Genomic DNA, 21,494 nt, shown 5'->3' with positions numbered 1-21,494 from the left:
TATGGGTCTGCGTAACATGTACCGACTTTTACTGTGAAGCTTTGCTACTGCGATTTGCTATAAGCTCGTTGCGTATTGATAGAGCGCTTTTAAGATGGCCATTTTATTCGGATCGCCTTCATGCTGGTGGGCGAGGTTCTCAATCTCCAACGCGTATTCTTCTAAGCTTAAGAACTCTTTGCTGCCGTGTTGCAAACGGTCCTGACAAAAGTGCCGCCACTTCTCCTGTTCGGGGCTAGATAGGGTAGTTGGAAAGTTGCGGGCGCGATAGCGAAATAGCAACTGCGGAATACGAGGATCATCAAATGGTAAATCCAACGCGGCAAGTTGTTCTGGCGCGGCATGGCTAATTAGATCCATGTGGCTGCGTGCTTGTTGGCTAAAGAAACCTCCGGAGTAAAGGGCGATGTCTACGTCCTGTTCGGTGTCGGAAAACTCCCGTTGGATAGTGGCCGCCTGCATCAAGAGATCGCGCAGGGGCGCGTTGGCTTGGAGTTGGTTGCGGCTGGTTTCTGCCAATTGCCGGTCAAGTCCAAAATTGGCAGCGCGGGCGTCACTGAGGGTCATGGGTGGGGCCAAAAATGGGCATTGATTAAGAGCGATAGTTACTAATCCTGGGCGTTCTTGATTGCCCAACTCGGCGCTGGGTGTCATCCATAATTGGTGAATCTCTTCGGCCGACATCTTGGCAAATTGATCAGGATCGCAATCGACGCGCCAAGCTACTAATTGGTTGGCTTGATGTGGGGAGTAGCCAAGAGGCATGACCCAACGTACGTAACCAGCCTCGGCACCGTAATGGCCGCTCACATGCACCAATAAGGTTTGTCCGGAGATCGCCTTATCGACAATGGCGCTCAGCTGCTTTTTGCGCCGAATATCAAAACAAAAATCATAGAGTTTAGGTTGGGCTGTTTTGATTTTCTTAGCTAACTCAATACTGGCATACACATCCGCCAGGGCATCATGAGCCTGGCTGTGCTCAATGCCGTTGGCTGGTGCCAGCTGGTCGAGCTTTAATACCACCCGACCATCCTCGTTTTCCGGCCATACTACGCCGTCTGGGCGCAGCGCCCAGGCTGCTCGCGTGAGCGTGAGTAAATCCCAGCGGGAGTTATCATTTTGCCAACTGTACGCATAAGGGTCGAGAAAATTCCGGTACAGCATAAATCGGGTCATTTCGTCATCGTAACGAATGTTGTTGTAGCCGCAGATGGTGGTTTCCCGTTGGGAAAACTCGCGTAAGATGCGACGGGCAAACTCCACCTCAGGTAAGCCACGCTGGTTTGCCGTTTGCGGCGTGATACCAGTAATTAAACAAGCTTGCGGATGTGGCAAGTAATCGGGCGAGAGTTGGCAGTACATGGAGAGCGGCTTGCCAAGGATGTTCAGATCCCGGTCCGTACGTATGCCGGCAAATTGCATCGGGCGGTCGGCACGGGGATTCACGCCACCGGCCTCATAATCGTGCCAATATATGGAAGCAGTCATGATTATTTTTATTCCATTAAACGGTAAAGGTAAGCATATCACCGCTGCAGACTTGTATGCGAGTTCTGGTCGTGTTCATAATGGTGTAATTAAGTTTTATCTTGCAAACTCAAACGATAAGAATCCCAGGAGAGAGCTATGACCATTCAGGCACGCATTTCACTAGTTGCTGCGGCACTACTCACTATAACCGCTTGTTCCGAAGCGCCAAACACTGAAACAGCAGGATACGGCGGCGCCAATGCGTCGGAACTGCCGCCTATTGGCATTGTTATTCATGGGGGGGCTGGAACCATCACCCGGGAAAATATGACGCCAGAGCGTGAAGCGGCCTTTACAGCTGCCTTAACCGCTGCGCTTGATGCCGGCTATGCGATATTGGAAGAAGGTGGTGACAGTATGGATGCGGTCATTGCAGCCATTCAACTGATGGAAGAAGAACCCCTATTTAATGCTGGCCGAGGGGCAGTCTACACCTTTGATGGGGGGCATGAACTGGATGCCTCATTAATGCATGGCGGAACTCTGGATGCCGGTGCGGTTTCTGGTGTTCGCACGGTTCGCAGTCCAATTGCATTGGCTCGGGAAGTGATGGAGAACAGCCGCCACGTTATGTTGAGCGCCGCCGGGGCGGAAGAATTTGCGGCAGAGCGTGGTTTAGAACTTGTCGATAATACGTATTTTAATACAGAGCATCGGTATGAGCAGTTGCAGCGTGCGCTCGAGTTACTCCGTGAGCAAGATCGTAGCGGTGATCACATTGCCCACGCAGACTGGGATCGCGCCTTTGATATGGGTACCGTAGGTGCTGTAGCCTTAGATCGCGCTGGTAATATCGTGGCTGGCACATCAACAGGCGGAATGACAGCGAAGCGCTATAATCGTATAGGAGACTCACCAATTATTGGTGCAGGAACTTGGGCAGACAATGCCAGTTGTGGTGTCTCAGCAACGGGCCATGGTGAATATTTTATTCGTTATAACGTGTCGGCTCAAATTTGCAGTCGGGTGAAGTATCTTGGCGAAACAATTGATGCAGCTGGGCGCTACGTGATTCACGAAGAATTGTTACCAGCGGGCGGTACCGGCGGGGTGATTATTATGGATGCACAAGGCAATGTAAGCATGCCATTTAACACCGAAGGGATGTACCGTGGCGCTCGGACGAGCCGGGAAGGTACCGTGATCGGGATTTATGCTGAAGAGGAGTAAACTATGCGGTCGATGAAAGTTCATGACTACATGAATCGGCATCCAGTGAAATTTACGCGTGAAATGCCGGTAGAAACGGCAGTCGCTATGCTTATTGCAGCGAGTCAAAGCGGCGGCCCTGTGGTTGACGACGATAAGCAAGTGATTGGTTTTTTGTCTGAACAAGATTGCCTAGCGATGATGCTTGAAGGAACCTATCACAAGGAGCAGTCGGCAACCGTTGCTGATTGCATGTCGAATGAGGTAGTCACGGTTAATTCCGATATGGCCATACTCGACTTAGCGCAGGAGTTAGGAAACAAACGACCGAAAGTCTATCCGGTGGTGGATTACGCGAAACAGCTCGTGGGTGTCATTAGCCGTACCGATGTGCTGCGGGCGATAGATTTGCACTTGCGGGACTCCTACGCCAATCATTAGTACGAAGCCGCATCAGGTGGACTAGACCTCTGATGCTTTTTTATCGTTGTCATAGGCGGAGGCTGACAGGTTTGTTAAACTTGTCAGCCTTTTTCTATCCAGAGTTAGTTCGATATTCATGTCAGATTTATCTCCTAAACCACTGCGGCCCATTGAGTTTCCTGCACAGCTTCCTGTTGTTGCGGAAAAAGAACGTATTCTAGCGGCGATTCGTGACCATCAAGTGGTGGTATTAGCGGGAGAAACTGGCTCTGGGAAAACCACACAATTGCCCAAAATGCTGTTGGAAATGGGCTTTGCTGAACATGGCTTGATTGGCCATACGCAACCACGCCGACTGGCGGCGCGCTCCGTGGCAAAGCGCATTGCCGAAGAACTCAAAGAGCCTTTAGGACAACGTGTCGGCTTTAAGATCAGATTTCAGGATGAATCGTCAGAGCACACCGCCATTAAGTTAATGACCGATGGTATCTTGCTCGCTGAAATGCAACGGGACCGGCTACTCAAGCGCTATAGCGCTATTATTATCGATGAGGCCCATGAGCGTTCATTGAATATCGATTTTCTACTCGGTGTATTGCGCCAACTGATCGATAAGCGTCCGGATCTGAAAGTGATTATCACCTCGGCGACCATCGAAACTGAGCGCTTTTCCAAACACTTTCGAGATGCTCCCGTTATTGAAGTCAGTGGCCGTACATTCCCGGTTGAAGTGCGCTATCAACCGCTCTTGGATAGCTCCAGCTCAGATGGTGAAGTCGATATCTATCAGGGGATCTGTGATGCATCTGCACAGCTGATGAAAGAAGGTCCCGGGGATATTTTGGTGTTTCTAAGTGGTGAGCGGGAGATTCGCGATAGCGCGGATGCTCTGCGTGAATTTCACCAAGATAGCCGTGAATCCCTTGAGATTGTTCCTTTGTATGCGCGTTTAAGTGCCAATGAACAGAACCGTATTTTTCAACCTGCCCAAGGACGGCGTATTGTGTTGGCCACTAATGTCGCCGAAACATCTTTAACCGTACCTGGTATTCGATATGTGATTGATCCTGGGACGGCTCGTATTTCTCGGTACAGTTATCGCACCAAAGTACAGCGCTTACCTATCGAGAATATATCCCAAGCCAGTGCCAATCAGCGGGCAGGGCGATGTGGTCGGGTAGGGCCAGGGATCTGTATTCGTTTATATAGCGAAGATGACTATCAGCAACGTCCGCCGTTTACGGACCCAGAAATCCTGCGCACTAACTTGGCCTCGGTTATTTTGCAAATGGCCACGCTGAAACTTGGCGATATTCGCAAATTCCCGTTTTTACAGCGGCCTGATGAACGTTTTATTAATGACGGCATGCGTCTTCTCGATGAACTTGGCGCGATGCAGAAGGGGGGCCGCAAAGGTCCACGCAGGCTGACGGCGATTGGTCGTTCGCTAGGACGACTCCCTATTGATCCCCGTTTAGGACGTATGGTCGTGGCGGCTGAAGATTTTCATTCGGTGCGAGAAGTATTAATTATTACTGCCGCATTGAGTATTCAGGACCCCCGCGAGCGGCCCCATGATAAACAGCAAAAAGCCGACGAATTACACAAGCGCTTTATGGATGAACGTTCAGACTTTGTCGCTTGGTTAAAGCTTTGGAACTACTTGCAAGAACAACAACACGCCTTGTCGTCGAGTCAATTCCGGAAACAATGCAAGCAAGACTTTATTCACTATCTGCGGGTGCGAGAATGGCAGGATGTGTATGCGCAGTTACGCCAAAGTGTGCGTGAACAAGGTATTCGCATTAATGACGAGCCAGCTACATACGAGCAAATTCATCAGGCCATTCTAACCGGACTGCTTTCCCAAATCGGTCAGAAAGATGAGAAGCATCAGTATGTCGGTGCGCGACAAACGCGATTCTTTATTTTTCCGGGTTCAGGTTTATTTAATAAAAAGCCAAACTGGTTGATGAGCGCGGAGCTTGTCGAGACGAGCAAACTGTATGGCCGTTATGTTGCACGTATCGAACCGGAATGGATTGAGCCCGTGGCCCAGCATTTGGTGCGGCGAAACTATCATGAGCCGCGCTACAGCAAAAAGCGTGGGGCCGTGGTGGCAACGGAACAGGTTACTCTTTATGGCTTACTGATTGTGCCCGGGCGCACGGTTCATTACGGGAAGGTCGATCCTGTCGTTGCTCGCGAGGTATTTATTCGTGAAGCCTTAGTGCAAGCACAGATGAAACAACCGCCGGCCTTTTTGCAGCGCAATTTAGCGTTAATTCAGGACGTCCGAGAGTTAGAGGAAAAATCTCGGCGGCGCGATATTTTAATTGACGAGGAGGCCTTGTTTCAGGCCTACGAAGCGCACCTACCATCCGATATCTACGATGATCGTGCGTTGCTGCATTGGTTAAAGAAGTCACAGAAAGCGGATCCGAAGGTATTGCACTTTAGCCGCGAGCAATTAATGCAACAAGACGCAACCCATGTGACGTCGTTGGATTATCCTGACCAATGGGTGCAAGGGCGCTTACGTTTACCGCTCACCTATGTATTTGAGCCTGGACACCAAGATGATGGCGTGTCAGTGGACATTCCGCTGCCCATGCTGAATCAAGTCACGCCGGTGGGCTTTGATTGGCAGGTACCCGCGCTGCGCGAAGACTTGGTGACTGCCTTAATTAAGTCGCTACCGAAGCAGTGGCGGCGTAATTTTGTTCCGGCGCCAAATTATGCTCGAGCCTTCTTAGAAAGTGTCGACACTACCCTTGTGGCAAGCGAAACATCGATGATCATGGCCATGACACAGCGCTTTAAGCGCATGAGTGGTATTGAGGTCCCCGCGGATGCATGGCAGCTCGAGAGCATACCGGTCCACCTGCGCGTGAATTTCCGCGTGCTTGACGAACAAGGGCAGGTGATTGCCCGAGACCGTGATTTAAGGCATTTGCAACAACAATTGCAGCCTACATTAACAAAAACCCTTGTGGAGACCGCTGGCGATGACGTGGAACAGGAGGGATTAACGGATTGGTCATTCGGTGACGCCCCGAAACCTGTTGAGAAACAGCGTGGTCGTTTCTCGATACACGCCTTCCCGGCACTTAAAGATGAAGGTAAGTCGGTCGCAATACGAGTATTTGATAATCAAGCAGACGCCGAACGTGCTCATCGTCAGGGATTGCGTAAATTGGTTCTGCTACAAATTCCATCACCCGTAAGCTATTTACGAGAAAAGCTGCCAAATAAAGCGAAGCTAGCCCTGTATTTTAATCCTTGGGGGCAGGTTGAAGCGCTGATTGAAGATTGCATGTTGGCAGCCATTGATAGCCTTATTGGGGATACTGAACCAAGAAATGAAGACGAGTTCCGCGTACTCACACACAGAATCCGTGCAGAGCTTAATGAGCGAACTTTGTTGATTGCACGCCAAGTAGAACGCTGTTTATTGTTGAGTTATCAGGTGCAAAAACAGCTCAAGGGTAAGATCCCGTTACCCTTGGTAAATTCGTACAACGATGCAAAAGCACATTTGCAGCGCCTGATTTATCCGGGTTTCGTGAGTGATTTTGGTGAGCATCGCCTTGCGGACACGGAACGTTATTTAAAGGCTTTGGCCCAGCGTGTAGAAAAGCTCCCCGTAGATCCAAATAAAGATCGTCTGCGCTGTTTGTTGTTTGAAAAATTGGAAGGACGCTGGCAGGAACTCCTGAAAAAGATACCAAAGGGAGATCCTGTACCTGAAGGCTTACAAGATTTCCGTTGGTACCTTGAAGAGTTTCGGGTGTCGACCTTTGCCCAGCAATTAGGTACGCGCTTCCCTGTGTCGGAGCAGCGCTTAAAACAGCGCCTTGATGAACTCGAATCTGAGCTTAAGCGTGTGTAGACATCACAATTTACGGCTGCAGTTGAGCGTCCAGTTGTAGCCAGTGCGTTGCCACATGAGTGCGGTAAACGCATAGAACAAGGACATCAACAGGGATACATTCCAGGCTGCGGCGTTCTCCATAGCACCAGACCAGCTTAGATCTAAGGTTTTCACCGTGAGTTGGACCATGGCGATCAACCAGGCAATGATAATCAGCAGCGCTTGACCGTTTAGGCAACGGGTGAGATAGCTATCAAGTTGTCCCGAGACACGATGTAACCAGTGAATACTAAACATCTGAGCTAGGGCAGTGAAGGCGAAATAGAATAAAATCCCTTGTTCTCGCATAAAGCGATAGAAATCACCTTCCGTCCCCAAAAAATCCACGTATAGGACGAGAAACAGAGCGCCTATGGACCCACTGAACAACACATGAAACGGACGTTTTCCGGTGATTTGCCGGAGCCAATGATAATGCAGATACCAAAATGCCAGTAAGAAGACGGCTATCGGCATCATGAGTCCGCGAAACAGAAAGATTGCACTGCCTAAGCGTGCTGCCCGACTAATTGAGGTGCACCCGTGAATGTAGGGGATACATTCAAACGCAACGCCTTCTATACGCCCGATCAGGTAGGCGCCGTTGGCCGCAATAATGGGTATGATAAAAACGATCCAAGCTATGTGCTTGGGCTGCATGGTATCTCCTAATGGTTGTAGTGCCGGCGCCAGGTCGCCGTTCTTTGATTAATATATGTGGTCCATCCATCTAAATGGGCAATCAAATCAGAGTTATCGAAACTATTGCGATAAGAAAAGCTCGCCCCGGACGTAAAGCGCGAACATTGGTTGAGTAGTCCATTCCAACGCTGAGTGTAGGTGTTTTCTTCTTGCGCCACATACAGAGCATACTGGCGTGCCTGATTAATCTGTGCAAGGGCTGGCGAAATTACATTGTTAAAACAGGTATCGTACGATGAACTTGCTAAACAGCTGTTGATATTTCGGTCAAAGGGTTCAACATGCTGCCAAGCCGAATCCACATAACGATCACTTTGGTTGTGAATCTGGCTCATGCGTTGATTGCCATATAACTGCTGTAAGGTACGGGTTTCATTTTGGCAGTGCGTAACCTCACGATTATACACGCCTTGATCAAAGCATTGCTGTTGAGCCCAAGAATCATTTGGATAGCGGTTATAGCATTCAGAGGCGAGGCTATAGTTGGCAGCGTCCGTTGCATCACATCCATTAAGAAAAAATAAGGCGCTTAGGGTTATTCCAACAGGGATAAGTGATGTGTGTTTCATATGGACCTCAAGTGAATCAATCTGATCAAAATATAATCAGCATTTGTATTTTCGCAAAGTAATTTCTCAAGCGGTTTCATGTTCTTGGACGCTTAACAAATATTCACGCTCGATTGTCGACAATACGGGTTCGGTTTTCTTGAAAATGTCATATATCAGGCGTATTATTGCAGTCCCTTGAGAATCGGTGTCGACAATCAATGACTTACGCTCCCACTTGGAAATCACCTATAACCAGTTCCGATCGCGTGCTTTTTGAAATCCAGCGCGCCATCGTCGAAGGTGAGATCCCTGCAGGTAGCAAAATCAGTGAGCCGGAATTGGCCCGTCGATTTGCAGTGAGTCGCGCGCCATTGCGAGAGGCATTGGCGCGTCTTGAACGTTGTCATTTAATTGAACGAACACCGAATGCTGGCGCCCGTGTTGTGACCTTGTCGCTTGAGGGCCTGCTGTCGTTGTATCAATTACGCGAAGAGCTTGAAGGCTTAGCCTGTCGATTAGCGGCAGAGCATATGCCCCAGCAGGAAATTGAAGAAATGCAGGCCTTGTTGAACAAGCACTTGCAAAGCCAACGAGTTCGCGAAGGCGAGAGCTATTACCAAGAAGCTGGTGATTTGGATTTTCATTATCGAATCATCCTGGGTAGCAAAAATCCGTATTTAATTAATATTCTCTGCGATGAACTCTATTTTTTAGTACGCATGTATCGAGTACAAATGGGCATGAATGGTCCACGAGTCTCTCGGGCATTTGACGAACACAAAGCAATTCTCCAAGCTATCGCTAATCGCGATGGCGAGTTAGCCGATTTACTGATGCGTCGACATATCGGTGCATCACGTCGAAATATTGAAATTCAACTGGAAACCAAAAGGAACTCCCATGAACCGAACTGAAAGTGCAGGCGCGAAACTGCGTCAAGCCATTGCCGACAACCAACCGTTACAGATCGTGGGTACCATTAATGCGTATACCGCCATGATGGCTGAACGTGTCGGACACAAAGCCCTATACTTATCGGGAGCAGGGGTTGCCAATGCGTCTTTTGGATTGCCTGATTTGGGAATGACATCGTTAAACGATGTGTGTGAAGACATCCGCCGCATTACCGGTGCCACGGATTTGCCATTGTTGGTGGATGCCGATACGGGCTGGGGCGGTGCCTTTAATATTGCTCGGACCGTGAAAGAAATGACCCGGGCTGGGGCCGCCGGTTTTCATATTGAAGACCAAGTGGCGCAAAAGCGTTGTGGTCACCGACCGAATAAAGAAATTGTTTCCCAAGGGGAAATGGTGGATCGGGTGAAAGCGGCAGTAGATGCGCGAATCGATGACCAGTTTTTAATCATGGCGCGCACTGATGCCTTGCAACAAGAAGGTTTGGAAGCAGCGATTGAACGTGCACAAGCTTGTGTCGACGCTGGCGCTGATGCCATCTTTGCCGAAGCGGTGCACACCCTTGAGCAATATAAAGCCTTCACCGACGCACTGAATGTGCCAGTATTGGCGAATATCACTGAATTTGGCGCTACACCCTTGTTTAATCGCCGTGAATTGGCAGAAGTCGGGGTAGAAATGGTGTTGTACCCATTGAGCGCCTTCCGAGCCATGAACAAAGCGGCGCTAAACGTGTATGAAAATATTCTGGCCACAGGTGATCAGAAGGATGTTGTCGACACAATGCAAACCCGTGCCGAGCTCTATGATTTCTTGAATTATCACGCATTTGAAGAAAAGCTCGACGCGCTTTTCACAAAGAAATAAGCATTTTTTGAATTTGACAGTTAAGGAGTGAGACATGGTTGATAAGAAATTAGGTGGCGCAGGTTTGCGCGGTCAAGTCGCAGGACAAACAGCATTATGTACCGTTGGCCAAAGTGGCTCAGGATTAACCTATTACGGCTATGATATTAAAGAGCTTGCCGATAAAGTGAGCTTTGAAGAAGTCGCCTATCTGTTAGCCCACGGCGAATTACCGAACAGCGATCAGCTGATCGCCTACCGGGGCCGTCTGAAAACCCTACGTGGCCTGCCGCAAGCGCTAAAAGATGTGCTTGAGCGTATTCCAGCTGACGCCCATCCGATGGATGTCATGCGAACTGGTTGCTCATTCTTAGGTAACTTGGAAGGGGAAGAAGATTTTAGCCAAGCGGACGACAAAATTGAGCGTCTGATCGCCGTATTTCCAAGTATTCTGTTGTATTGGTATCGCTTTAGTCACGATGGTGTGCGTATCGAAACAGAAACTGATGACGAGTCAGTTGGCGCCCATTTCTTGCATTTATTGCATGATAAAAAGCCGTCTGATCTGCACGCGGCTGTGATGAATACCTCGTTGATTCTTTATGCAGAGCATGAGTTTAATGCCTCTACGTTCACTGCTCGCGTGTGTGCGTCGACCTTATCGGATATTTTCTCTTGCGTCACTGGAGCCATTGGTTCTTTACGTGGGCCACTGCATGGCGGTGCCAACGAAGCGGCGATGGATCTGATCCAAGGTATGAAGGATCCAGACCACGCTGAGAAAACCTTGATGGAAATGCTCGCACGCAAAGAAAAGATCATGGGCTTTGGCCATGCGGTGTACCGTGAATTTGATCCGCGCAACGACATTATTAAAGGCTGGTCGGAAAAATTAGCTGACGAGTTCGGTGATCGTCGTTTGTATGATGTATCTGTTCGCTGTGAAGAAGTCATGTGGCGCGAGAAGAAACTGTTCCCGAATGCCGATTTTTTCCATGCGTCGGCTTATCACTATATGGGCATTCCAACCAAACTTTTCACGCCTATTTTCGTTATGTCGCGGGTTACGGGCTGGACAGCACATGTGAAAGAGCAACGGGCTAACAACCGCATTATTCGCCCAAGTGCCGATTATACTGGACCAGCACCACGCTCAGTTCCCGCATTAAACAAACGGTAAGAGAGCTATGAATACTGAATATCGTAAACGCTTACCTGGCACGAATCTCGAGTATTTCGATACGCGAGAAGCCGTGGAAGCGATTCAACCGGGGGCTTATGCCAAGCTCCCATATACATCTCGGATTCTGGCAGAGAACTTGGTTCGCCGCTGTGATCCTGACATGCTCAGAGAAAGTTTACTGCAGTTTATTGAGCGCAAACGTGATCTGGACTTCCCGTGGTTTCCAGCGCGGGTGGTGTGCCACGATATTCTCGGTCAAACTGCCCTTGTTGATTTAGCAGGATTACGCGATGCGATCGCCGCTGAAGGCGGTGACCCAGCAAAAGTAAACCCCGTGGTGCCGACGCAATTGATCGTGGACCACTCATTGGCGGTAGAACATGCGGGCTTTGATAAAGAAGCTTTCGAGAAAAATCGTGCCATTGAAGACCGCCGAAACGACGATCGCTTTCATTTTATTAACTGGACCAAAACCGCGTTTAAAAACGTGGATGTGATCCCGCCAGGTAACGGCATCATGCACCAAATCAATCTGGAGAAAATGTCTCCAGTGGTGCAAGTACGTGATGGTGTAGCCTTTCCTGATACCTGCGTAGGTACCGATAGCCATACCCCGATGGTGGATGCCTTGGGCGTTATTTCTGTGGGTGTGGGTGGTTTAGAAGCGGAAAGCGTCATGCTCGGTCGTGCGTCATATATGCGCTTGCCTGATATTATTGGTGTTGAGCTTACCGGAAAACTCCAACCTGGAATTACCAGTACCGATTTGGTGTTGGCAATTACTGAGTTTTTGCGTCGAGAGCGTGTTGTGGGTGCCTATCTGGAATTCTTCGGTGAAGGGGCTGATGGGCTTTCCATTGGTGATCGCGCCACGATTTCAAATATGACCCCAGAATATGGTGCTACTGCGGCCATGTTCTATATCGATCAGCAAACAATCGATTATTTAAAACTGACCGGTCGTGAAGATGATCAAGTTGCCTTGGTAGAAACTTACGCCAAAGAAACTGGCTTATGGGCGGATAGCTTAAAAACAGCCGACTATGAACGAGTTCTGACGTTTGACTTGAGTCGTGTTGAGCGCAACTTAGCTGGTCCTTCGAACCCACATGCATTGTTACCTGCGCGGGAGCTGACCAGCAGGGGTATTGCTGGTAAATGGGAACAAGAAGACGGCAAAATGCCTGATGGTGCCTGTATTATTGCGGCGATCACTTCGTGTACCAATACCAGTAATCCACGCAATATGATTGCGGCGGGCTTAATAGCCCGTAATGCCAATAAACTCGGATTAACCCGCAAACCATGGGTAAAAACCTCGTTGGCGCCGGGCTCAAAGACAGTAAAAATGTATTTGGAAGAAGCCAACTTATTGCCGGAGCTCGAAGAACTAGGCTTTGGTGTCGTTGGTTTTGCCTGTACGACCTGTAATGGTATGAGTGGTGCCCTTGACCCGCTTATCGAGAAAGAAGTTGTGGAGCGTGATTTATACGCCACTGCGGTACTTTCGGGTAATCGGAACTTTGATGGCCGCATTCATCCTTATGCAAAGCAAGCTTTCTTAGCATCACCACCTCTGGTTGTGGCGTACGCCATTGCTGGGACCATCCGCTTTGATATCGAAACTGATGCTTTGGGCATTGATGCTGAAGGTAATCCAATTACCTTGAAGGATATTTGGCCAAGCGATGAAGAAATCGATGCCATCGTGAAGCAAGCGGTAAAACCAGAACAGTACAAGAAGACCTATGATCCTATGTTCAATCTGAGCGTAGATTATGGTGAGTCTATTAGTCCCTTGTATGACTGGCGCCCCCAGAGCACCTATATTCGTCGTCCGCCTTACTGGGAAGGAGCCTTGGCGCACAAGCCCACCCTAAAAGGAATGCGTCCGTTGGCGGTATTAGGTGACAATATTACCACTGACCATCTGTCACCATCGAATGCCATTATGCGCGACAGTGCGGCCGGTGAATATTTGGCAAGTATGGGCGTTCCAGAAGAAGACTTTAACTCCTATGCAACGCACCGTGGCGATCATTTAACCGCACAACGTGCCACTTTTGCGAACCCAAAACTCTTTAATGAAATGGTGTTGGAAGACGGCAAGGTGAAGCAGGGTTCACTGGCGCGAATTGAGCCGGAAGGCAAAGTCGTGCGTATGTGGGAAGCTATTGAAACCTATATGGATCGTAAACAGCCGCTGATTATTATTGCGGGCGCTGATTACGGCCAAGGCTCTTCGCGGGATTGGGCTGCCAAAGGCGTTCGGTTAGCCGGTGTCGAGAGTATCGTGGCTGAAGGATTTGAGCGTATTCACCGCACCAATTTAATTGGTATGGGGGTGATGCCGCTTGAATTTGAGCCAGGCACTACACGTAAAACCTTACATATTGATGGCACGGAAGTGTTTGATGTAGAAGGTGAAGCGGCGCCAGGGGCTACATTAACCCTAGTGATTCACCGCCATAGCGGTGATGTCGATAAGGTTCCAGTGAAGTGTCGTTTGGATACCGCAGAAGAGCTGGAAATCTATTCCGCAGGTGGCGTTTTACAGCGCTTTGCAAAAGATTTCCTACAATCTGAGGCATAATTGATGAGCGTTGTAGCCCAAGTGAAAATTCCCGCCACCTATATGCGTGGCGGGACAAGTAAAGGCGTGTTCTTTCGGCGCGATCAACTTCCCGACGTTGCTCAGACGCCTGGGAAGGCGCGAGATGCGTTACTGCTGCGAGTGATTGGCAGCCCTGATCCCTATCAAAAACAAATTGATGGGATGGGCGGCGCCACATCGAGCACCAGTAAAACGGTCATCGTGTCTGCTAGTGAGCAGCCAGAGCATGATGTGGACTACTTGTTCGGACAGGTATCTATTGACAAAGCTTTCGTAGATTGGAGCGGTAACTGCGGCAACTTGTCTGCGGCAGTGGGGCCTTTTGCCATCCATGCCGGATTAATTCCGGCGGATCGCATTCCAGAAAATGGCAGCGTTACCGTGCGTATTTGGCAGGCTAACATCGGTAAAACCATTGTTGCCCGTGTACCTATATGTAATGGCGAAGTGCAAGAAACAGGTGATTTCGAGCTCGATGGCGTTACATTCCCAGCGGCGGAAGTTCCCGTGGAATTTATGGATCCGGCCGCCGACGATGGCGAGAGTGGCTCTATGTTTCCTACGGGGAATCTTGTAGATGAGCTTGAAGTTCCCGGTTTAGGGCGCTTACAGGCCACCTTTATCAATGCCGGTATCCCGACGATTTTCGTGAATGCCGATAGTATTGGATATACCGGTACGGAACTGCAGGGCGCCATTAATGAAGATCCCAAAGCGTTGGCGATGTTCGAATTGATTCGTGCCCATGGTGCGATGAAGATGGGCCTAATTCATGATCTTAGCGAAGCGGAATCACGTCAGCATACACCGAAAGTCGCATTCGTTGCCGGCCCGCAAAGTTACACCACCTCCAGTGGTAAAGCAGTGGCTGCAACGGATATCGATTTAGTGGTACGGGCGCTATCCATGGGTAAGCTACACCATGCCATGATGGGTACCGCGGCTGTGGCTATTGGTACCGCAGCGGCGGTTCCAGGCACGCTTGTCAATCTCGCGGCCGGTGGTGGCGATCGTACGGAAGTGACCTTCGGCCATCCCTCGGGCACTTTGCGTGTCGGTGCGGAAGTCGCGCAAGTGAACGGGCAGTGGACGGCGACCAAGGCGCTAATGAGTCGTAGTGCACGGATTTTGATGGAAGGTTGGGTGCGTATTCCTGGTGACTCGTTCTGATGCTTTGTCCTTGTGGCTCAATCCGCAGTTATGAGGAATGTTGCGAGCTTTATCATAGGGGTGCTGTAGCGCCAACACCGGAGCAACTGATGCGCTCCCGTTACAGTGCCTTTGCGTTAGGGATGGCAGATTATTTATTGCGGACATGGCATACCAGTACCCGTCCGCGATTAGATTTGCGCGATAATCCCGAATGGGTGCGACTCGAGGTGTTAACCTCGGGTCATCAGGGTGATCAAGGTCATGTGCATTTTCGCGCGTTCTATCGCAGTGGCGGTGAACTTGGAATGCTTGCAGAAGAGTCATATTTTGTTCGCGACAACGGAGTTTGGTATTACGTGAGCGGCAAACACAGCGGATAGTGCTGCGTTGACTATAATTGACTATAAAAAAGGCCCGCTACGATTTGAGCGGGCCTTTTGCTATTCGGGGGTCTCGCAGATGTTTAGCTGTAGTTATGACGCGTTTGCGTAAAGACCGAGGTTTGCTTTTGCGTAAGCTTCAAATTCGGTACAGCCACCCACATGTTGCTCGTCGACAAAGATCTGCGGCACCGTGAGTACCGGCTTGCCAATGGTTTTTTCCAGATCCGCTTTGCTGATACCTTCTTTCATCATATCAACGTAACGATATTCGAAATCATCTCGCTCTTTTGAAAGTTTTTCGGCGATCTGTTCTGCGCGTACGCAGAATGGGCAGCCAGGGCGTCCAAAAATAACTGTTAACATCCAATACTCCTCAAGGCCTTACGGCAATCTAAATCTGGCGCGAAGTATGCCAAAACCTAGGCATAAAGTGAAATCGATTAAAACGATACCCCCGTTCGGTTCCGAATTACTTATGCTCAAGCTCGAGATCGGAAGTAGGGTGACATACGCAGGGGAGAATATCCCCGGATCGAACATAGGCGAGAGGTTCGGTAGCATACTGAATACTGCCACTCACTAGCTTTGTACGGCAGGCTCCGCAGAAACCATTGCGGCAATGATATCTGGCTTCGAGTCCGGCTGCTTCCATAACCTCAAGCAAAGAGGTCGGGGCATCAGCCTCGACCTCTGTGTCTATGTCTTCGTTAATACGAATGCGAAACCGAGTCATGATGGTTACAGATCGAAATCTCCGAAATCGTCAACGCTCACTTGGCTGTCTATCTGACCCACGAGGTAGGAGCTGATCTCTGCTTCCTGTGGAGCCACTTGCACGTTGTCGGACACGAGGTATTTATTCATCCACGGCAGTGGATTGTTCTTTTGCTCATACTCGGGCTCAAAACCAATGGCCTGCATACGCAAGTTGGCAATGTACTCGACGTACTGACAAAGAATTTGTTCGTTTAAGCCGATCATGGAGCCATGCTGGAACAAGTACTTAGCCCAGCCTTTTTCTTGCTCGACTGCTTTGCGGAAGATATCAAGGGCTTCCTCACGACACTCTGCGGCAATTTCTTGCATTTCCGGGTCGTCTTCACCGTGTTGCCACAGATTGATAATATGTTGGGTGGAGGTGAGATGCAGGTTTTCATCCCGTGCAATTAAGCGAATAATTTTCGCGTTACCTTCCATGAGCTCTCGTTCTGCAAACGCAAAGGAGCAGGCAAAACTTACGTAAAAACGAATTGCTTCGAGGGCATTCACTGAATTAATACACAAATAAAGCTTTTTCTTTAGATTACGAATGTTTACGTAGTAGGTTTCCCCATCTAAAGTTACTTCACCTTCGCCGTAGGTTTGCCATAACTGCGTATGGAAAATCAAATCGTCGTAGTACTTCGAAATATCCGTCGCACGCTTTTGAATTTCTTCGTTATTCACGATGTCTTCGAACACGGAGCTGGGATCACTAAAGAGGTTCCGCAAAATGTGCGTATACGAACGTGAGTGAATCGTTTCTGAAAACGCCCAGGTTTCAATCCAGGTTTCTAATTCCGGTAAGGAAACGATAGGAAGTAGGGCGATATTCGGGCTTCGACCTTGCACCGAATCAAGCAATGTTTGGTACTTCAAATTAGAAATGAAGATATGCTTTTCGCTGTCAGACACTTTCTGAAAGTCGACCCGATCCCGGCTCACATCCACTTCTTCAGGACGCCAGAAAAAGCTCAATTGTTTTTCAATCAGTTTCTCGAAAATCGGGTGCCGCTGTTGATCATAGCGGGCGACATTCACGGAGTTGCCGAAAAACATCGGCTCCCCCAGTGGATTAGCGTTGGTCTGATTAAATGTGGAATAACGCATGATTACCTCAAATTTTACATGCGCCGCCAGCGCAATCATCGTCTTCTTCAATGACAGCAGTGACAGCTTCGCCTTGCTTGGCGCTTTCTTCGAGTTTCTTACGGATACTGGCACTCATATCGATCTGGCTGTCGGAAGCACCATCACGGGTGTTGTGATAATACATGGTCTTCACGCCCAGCTTGTACGCATACAACAAATCTTGTAATAGCTGCTTCATGGGCACACGGCCACCTTCAAACTTCGATGGATCGTAGTTGGTATTCGCCGAAATTGTCTGGTCGACAAGTTTTTGCATAATGCCCACGAGCTCAAGATAGCCTTTATTATTCGGAATGCTCCAAAGTAACTCGTATTGGTCTTTCAAACGCTCATATTCAGGAACCACTTGCTTCATCACGCCATCTTTCGATGATTTCACGCTCACATGTCCCCGTGGTGGTTCAATACCGTTCGTGGCATTGGAGATCTGTGACGAAGTTTCCGAAGGCATTAAGGCCGAGAGCGTTGAGTTACGCAGGCCGTGCTTTTTCACAGACTCCCGCAAGGCTTCCCAATCGTAATGCAAAGGCTCAGAACAGATCGCATCCAAGTCTTTCTTGTAGGTATCGATTGGTAGAACGCCTTCTGAATACGTCGTTTCATTAAATTTCGGACACGCACCTTTCTCTTTCGCTAATTCATTCGAGGCTTTCATCAAATAATACTGAATCGCTTCGAAGGTGCGATGAACGAGATTATTGGCACTGCCGTCACTGTAACGCACACCGTTTTTGGCTAAGTAGTAAGCGAAGTTAATCACACCGATACCCAAAGTACGACGGGACATTGACGCATTGAAAGCCGCAGGAACAGGGTAATCCTGATAATCCAACAAGCTATCGAGGGCGCGTACCGCGAGATCCGCCAGTTCTTCAAAATCGTCGAGAGATTGAATCGTTCCTAAGTTAAATGCCGACAGGGTACAGAGGGCGATTTCGCCTTCTTCATCGTTAATATGCTGCAACGGCTTGGTTGGCAACGCGATTTCCAAACACAGGTTACTCTGGCGAACCGGTGCTAACTTCGGATTAAACGGGCTGTGGTTGTTGGTGTGGTCGACGTTTTGCAGATAAATCCGACCCGTGCTCGCACGTTCTTGCATAAACAAGCTAAATAACTCGATGGCCTTGATACGTTTCTTACGAATGCTGTCGTCTGCTTCGTATTGCACATACAAACGCTCAAATTCGTCTTGGTCGGCGAAGAAGGCGTCGTATAATCCAGGTACATCCGATGGGCTAAACAAGGTGATGTACTGATCTTTCACCAGACGCTGATACATGAGCTTATTAAACTGTACGCCATAATCGAGGTGACGAACTCGGTTTTCTTCGACACCGCGGTTGTTCTTCAATACCAGCAGCGACTCGACTTCTAAATGCCAGAGAGGATAGAAGAGAGTGGCAGCACCACCACGCACCCCGCCTTGTGAACAGCTTTTCACAGCGGTTTGGAAGTACTTAAAGAAAGGAATACAACCAGTATGGAAGGCTTCACCATTGCGAATTGGGCTACCTAGGGCACGAATCCGACCCGCGTTGATACCGATACCCGCTCGTTGCGATACATATTTTACGATCGCACTCGCGGTGGCATTGATCGAATCAAGGCTATCGCCACACTCAATCAGAACACAAGAGCTGAACTGACGGGTAGGTGTGCGCACACCCGACATAATGGGTGTTGGCAATGACAGCTTAAACATCGACGTTGCATCATAAAAACGGCGAATATAATCAAGCCGCTTTTCTTTGGGATAGGTCGCAAATAAACATGCGGCTACCAATATGTACAAGAACTGTGCGCTCTCGTAGACATCCCCAGTTACCCGGTTCTGGACGAGATATTTACCTTCTAACTGTTTCACCGCCGCATAAGAGAAGTTGAGATCACGACCGTGATCGAGGTAGCTGTTCATTTCCTCGAACTCTTCGCGGCTATAGTCTTCCAGCAGGTGCTTATCGTAGCGGTTCATTCCCACAAGTTTGGTGACATGCGCATAAAGATGCGGCGGTTCAAATTCACCAAAGGCTTTTTTGCGTAAATGGAAAATCGCTAAGCGGGCTGCTAAAAATTGGTAATCCGGCGCTTCATCGCTGATGAGTTCAGCGGCAGCGCGAATAATAGTTTCATGGATATCGGCAGTTTTGATGCCATCGTAGAACTGAATACGCGATTTTAACTCAACCTGCGAGACAGAAACGTTCCGCAGACCTTCGGCGGCCCAACTAATGACACGATGGATCTTATCTAAATCGAGCGCTTCGCTTTGACCATCGCGCTTTGTGACAAAAATTGACTGGCTCATATGACCCTCGCAGGTGATTATTCTTATCACTATATATTGTGGTGTCAGATCAGCCTTGGCGGGTTTTCACACAATATATAGTGTTGCGGTTTAAAACGTATGCTAGTCACGAGCGCGTCGTTGATCAAGCGAAGAATTTGCATTTTTTCGAGAGTGCGAGGGTTGCAAATCATAAATTTCAACAATCTCAAGGCGTACAGGCAAATTTGTGATTTTAGAATTATTGGTTATTTACAATTGCTTTTATCAGCATAAAAGGAATATGCGATTTTTGTTGTCGAGGAAATCGCCAACGTAATGCTACTTCAGAGATTTTTTCTCCAATTTAGGAGTGATTGCACATAGGCGGCTGGTTAATTTTTATACCATTGAAGGATCTCAGAAAAACGCTCAATACGATGGTCGGCTCCCCAATCATGAACCTGATCATGGTCACCTAGATAACCATAGGCGGCGAGAATGGTTTCCATGGAGGCTCGGCGTCCTGCTTCGATGTCGCGCTCGGCATCGCCTACATAAAAACAATCCTGCGCGGCGACCTCTAATTGCTTTGCCGCGAGAAGTAGGGGGTCGGGGTGGGGTTTATTCACTGGCAGCGTATCCCCACAGACTACGACATCAATGTCGGCTAAGGGCTTGAATTCACGCAACACCAGTGTGGTGTATAGGGTAGGTTTATTCGTAACAATCGCCAATTTAATACCTTGCTCATGCAGGCGCGCTAAAGTATCTGCAACGCCAGGGAACAATACCGTATGCACGCATGTATGCGCTTCGTAAATATCTAAGAACTCTTGGCGCAACTGCTGGGTATCGAAACTGTCAAATGCGTCCCCAAAGCCGAGACGCAGTAACCCATAAGAACCATGGGACGCGTGAGGCCTGATTTCATCTGCTGATTTTTCCGGAAAGTCATAACGGCGTAATACTGAGTTGAGGGCGAATCCCAGATCTGGTGCAGTATCTAATAAAGTACCGTCCAAATCGAAGAGTACCGCGGGTTTACCGCTATTGTTGGTCATAGTTATCTCTATATAATTACGTTGACGTTGAGGACACAGCCGGACGTTCGCAAGCGATCATATAATTCACATCCAGGTTACGGTCACTCAGGAAGAATTGGCTCACCAGAGGATTGTAATGAATACCGGTTGCCGCGATTTCCTTCAAACCAGCTTGTTCTGCAAAACGGATAAGCTCTGAAGGGCGAATAAATTTATCTGCATCGTGGGTTCCCTTGGGTACCCAGCGTAGGATGTATTCTGCCATGATGACACCGAGTAGCTTCGCTTTGAGTGTGCGGTTTAAGGTAGAGAAGACTAGGCGGCCACCGGGCTTGACCAATTGCGCACAGGCTTGAACGACAGCGGCAGGATCGGGCACGTGCTCTAACATTTCCATGCAGGTCACCACATCAAACTGGCCGGCGTGATTGGCGGCAAAATCTTCAGCGGTGATTTGCTGGTAATCAATGTTTAATTCAGACTCTAACGCATGTAATCGTGCCACGCCGAGCGCATCGGGGCTCATATCAATGCCTGTTACTTGGGCACCCGCTTTAGCCATAGCTTCAGTCAATAAGCCGCCACCGCAGCCCACATCAATCACCTTCTTGCCAGCCAGACCGAGACCGTAGAGATCAATAAACTCCAAGCGCAGAGGATTGATTTGATGAAGTGGGCGGAAATCGCCATCGGGATCCCACCAACGTGACGCCATGTTATTGAATTTTTCAATCTCAGCGGGATCAACGTTGCTATTGCGGGCCTTATCTTGCATGGGATGTCCTGAACGATAAAAGAGAGTGATGCGGCAAAGTGTACCCAAAGCGGCTCGGCTCTACCAGTATTTGTGTCCTTGCTGCAAAGTTGCACAGAAGGGGTGCAAGGGAGTCGTCAAAAGGCGAACCCT

18 protein-coding genes are annotated in these 21,494 nt (G+C 49.0%); 9 read left to right on the top strand and 9 right to left on the bottom strand.

Features of this window, described 5'->3' with window-relative positions; genetic code table 11:
- Nucleotides 1–57 precede the first annotated feature (57 nt).
- The gene (gene sbcB, locus FM042_RS02970; protein ID WP_143234253.1) at nt 58–1,491 is read right to left on the bottom strand and encodes an exodeoxyribonuclease I; all 1,434 of its coding nucleotides are present in this window, start codon (nt 1,489–1,491) and stop codon (nt 58–60) included.
- Between the two features lie 138 nt (nt 1,492–1,629).
- Here sbcB and FM042_RS02965 point away from each other — a divergent pair, with 138 nt between their 5' ends.
- The 3 genes from FM042_RS02965 (at nt 1,630) to hrpA (ending at nt 6,997) form a co-directional block, all read left to right on the top strand.
- Entirely contained in the window at nt 1,630–2,703 is a 1,074-nt protein-coding gene (locus FM042_RS02965; protein WP_143234252.1) for an isoaspartyl peptidase/L-asparaginase family protein, read from the top strand.
- Between the two features lie 3 nt (nt 2,704–2,706).
- The gene (locus FM042_RS02960; protein ID WP_143234251.1) at nt 2,707–3,123 is read left to right on the top strand and encodes a CBS domain-containing protein; all 417 of its coding nucleotides are present in this window, start codon (nt 2,707–2,709) and stop codon (nt 3,121–3,123) included.
- A 118-nt stretch (nt 3,124–3,241) separates the two neighbouring features.
- The gene (gene hrpA, locus FM042_RS02955; RefSeq protein WP_143234250.1) at nt 3,242–6,997 is read left to right on the top strand and encodes an ATP-dependent RNA helicase HrpA; all 3,756 of its coding nucleotides are present in this window, start codon (nt 3,242–3,244) and stop codon (nt 6,995–6,997) included.
- 3 nt (nt 6,998–7,000) lie between these two features.
- Here hrpA and FM042_RS02950 read toward each other — a convergent pair whose 3' ends face one another.
- Nucleotides 7,001–7,678 (bottom strand): hypothetical protein, encoded by a 678-nt coding sequence (locus FM042_RS02950; protein ID WP_143234249.1) that lies wholly within the window; start codon nt 7,676–7,678, stop codon nt 7,001–7,003.
- Between the two features lie 8 nt (nt 7,679–7,686).
- Nucleotides 7,687–8,289 (bottom strand): hypothetical protein, encoded by a 603-nt coding sequence (locus FM042_RS02945; protein WP_143234248.1) that lies wholly within the window; start codon nt 8,287–8,289, stop codon nt 7,687–7,689.
- 200 nt (nt 8,290–8,489) lie between these two features.
- On the opposite strand from FM042_RS02945, the gene FM042_RS02940 reads away from it, so the two are divergent.
- From FM042_RS02940 to FM042_RS02915, 6 genes are read left to right on the top strand one after another with little or no spacing between them, the layout of a single operon-like run.
- Nucleotides 8,490–9,185, top strand: a complete 696-nt coding sequence (locus FM042_RS02940; protein WP_143234247.1) for a GntR family transcriptional regulator — start codon at nt 8,490–8,492, stop codon at nt 9,183–9,185.
- Entirely contained in the window at nt 9,172–10,053 is an 882-nt protein-coding gene (gene prpB / locus FM042_RS02935; protein WP_143234246.1) for a methylisocitrate lyase, read from the top strand. Before FM042_RS02940 ends, prpB begins: the two co-directional genes overlap by 14 nt.
- 34 nt (nt 10,054–10,087) lie before the next feature.
- Entirely contained in the window at nt 10,088–11,212 is a 1,125-nt protein-coding gene (prpC, locus tag FM042_RS02930; protein WP_143234245.1) for a bifunctional 2-methylcitrate synthase/citrate synthase, read from the top strand.
- Between the two features lie 7 nt (nt 11,213–11,219).
- Nucleotides 11,220–13,808 (top strand): Fe/S-dependent 2-methylisocitrate dehydratase AcnD, encoded by a 2,589-nt coding sequence (gene acnD, locus FM042_RS02925; protein ID WP_143234244.1) that lies wholly within the window; start codon nt 11,220–11,222, stop codon nt 13,806–13,808.
- A 3-nt stretch (nt 13,809–13,811) separates the two neighbouring features.
- Nucleotides 13,812–14,999, top strand: a complete 1,188-nt coding sequence (gene prpF / locus FM042_RS02920) for a 2-methylaconitate cis-trans isomerase PrpF (RefSeq protein ID WP_143234243.1) — start codon at nt 13,812–13,814, stop codon at nt 14,997–14,999.
- On the top strand, nt 14,999–15,361 hold the full coding sequence (locus FM042_RS02915) for a YchJ family protein (RefSeq protein WP_143234242.1): 363 nt from the start codon (nt 14,999–15,001) through the stop codon (nt 15,359–15,361). Before prpF ends, FM042_RS02915 begins: the two co-directional genes overlap by 1 nt.
- 93 nt (nt 15,362–15,454) lie before the next feature.
- On the opposite strand, the gene FM042_RS02910 is transcribed toward FM042_RS02915, so the two are convergent.
- From FM042_RS02910 to ubiG, 6 genes are all read right to left on the bottom strand, one after another.
- Nucleotides 15,455–15,727 (bottom strand): GrxA family glutaredoxin, encoded by a 273-nt coding sequence (locus FM042_RS02910; RefSeq protein ID WP_143234241.1) that lies wholly within the window; start codon nt 15,725–15,727, stop codon nt 15,455–15,457.
- A 106-nt stretch (nt 15,728–15,833) separates the two neighbouring features.
- Nucleotides 15,834–16,097, bottom strand: a complete 264-nt coding sequence (yfaE, locus tag FM042_RS02905; protein WP_185960673.1) for a class I ribonucleotide reductase maintenance protein YfaE — start codon at nt 16,095–16,097, stop codon at nt 15,834–15,836.
- 5 nt (nt 16,098–16,102) lie between these two features.
- A complete protein-coding gene (gene nrdB, locus FM042_RS02900; protein ID WP_143234240.1) occupies nt 16,103–17,233 on the bottom strand; it encodes a class Ia ribonucleoside-diphosphate reductase subunit beta in 1,131 nt (376 codons plus the stop codon).
- 7 nt (nt 17,234–17,240) lie between these two features.
- On the bottom strand, nt 17,241–19,583 hold the full coding sequence (gene nrdA, locus FM042_RS02895; RefSeq protein WP_143234239.1) for a class 1a ribonucleoside-diphosphate reductase subunit alpha: 2,343 nt from the start codon (nt 19,581–19,583) through the stop codon (nt 17,241–17,243).
- A 353-nt stretch (nt 19,584–19,936) separates the two neighbouring features.
- The gene (locus tag FM042_RS02890; protein WP_143234238.1) at nt 19,937–20,605 is read right to left on the bottom strand and encodes an HAD family hydrolase; all 669 of its coding nucleotides are present in this window, start codon (nt 20,603–20,605) and stop codon (nt 19,937–19,939) included.
- A gap of 16 nt (nt 20,606–20,621) precedes the next feature.
- Complete coding sequence (gene ubiG, locus FM042_RS02885; protein WP_143234237.1) at nt 20,622–21,362, bottom strand: bifunctional 2-polyprenyl-6-hydroxyphenol methylase/3-demethylubiquinol 3-O-methyltransferase UbiG; 741 nt, start codon at nt 21,360–21,362, stop codon at nt 20,622–20,624.
- Nucleotides 21,363–21,494: the final 132 nt, after the last annotated feature.

The organism is Aliidiomarina halalkaliphila (assembly GCF_007096385.1).
In the GTDB taxonomy this organism is placed as follows: domain Bacteria; phylum Pseudomonadota; class Gammaproteobacteria; order Enterobacterales; family Alteromonadaceae; genus Aliidiomarina; species Aliidiomarina halalkaliphila.
Note: the sequence above shows the minus strand (reverse complement) of the source record. Positions and strands in the feature narration are given on the sequence as shown.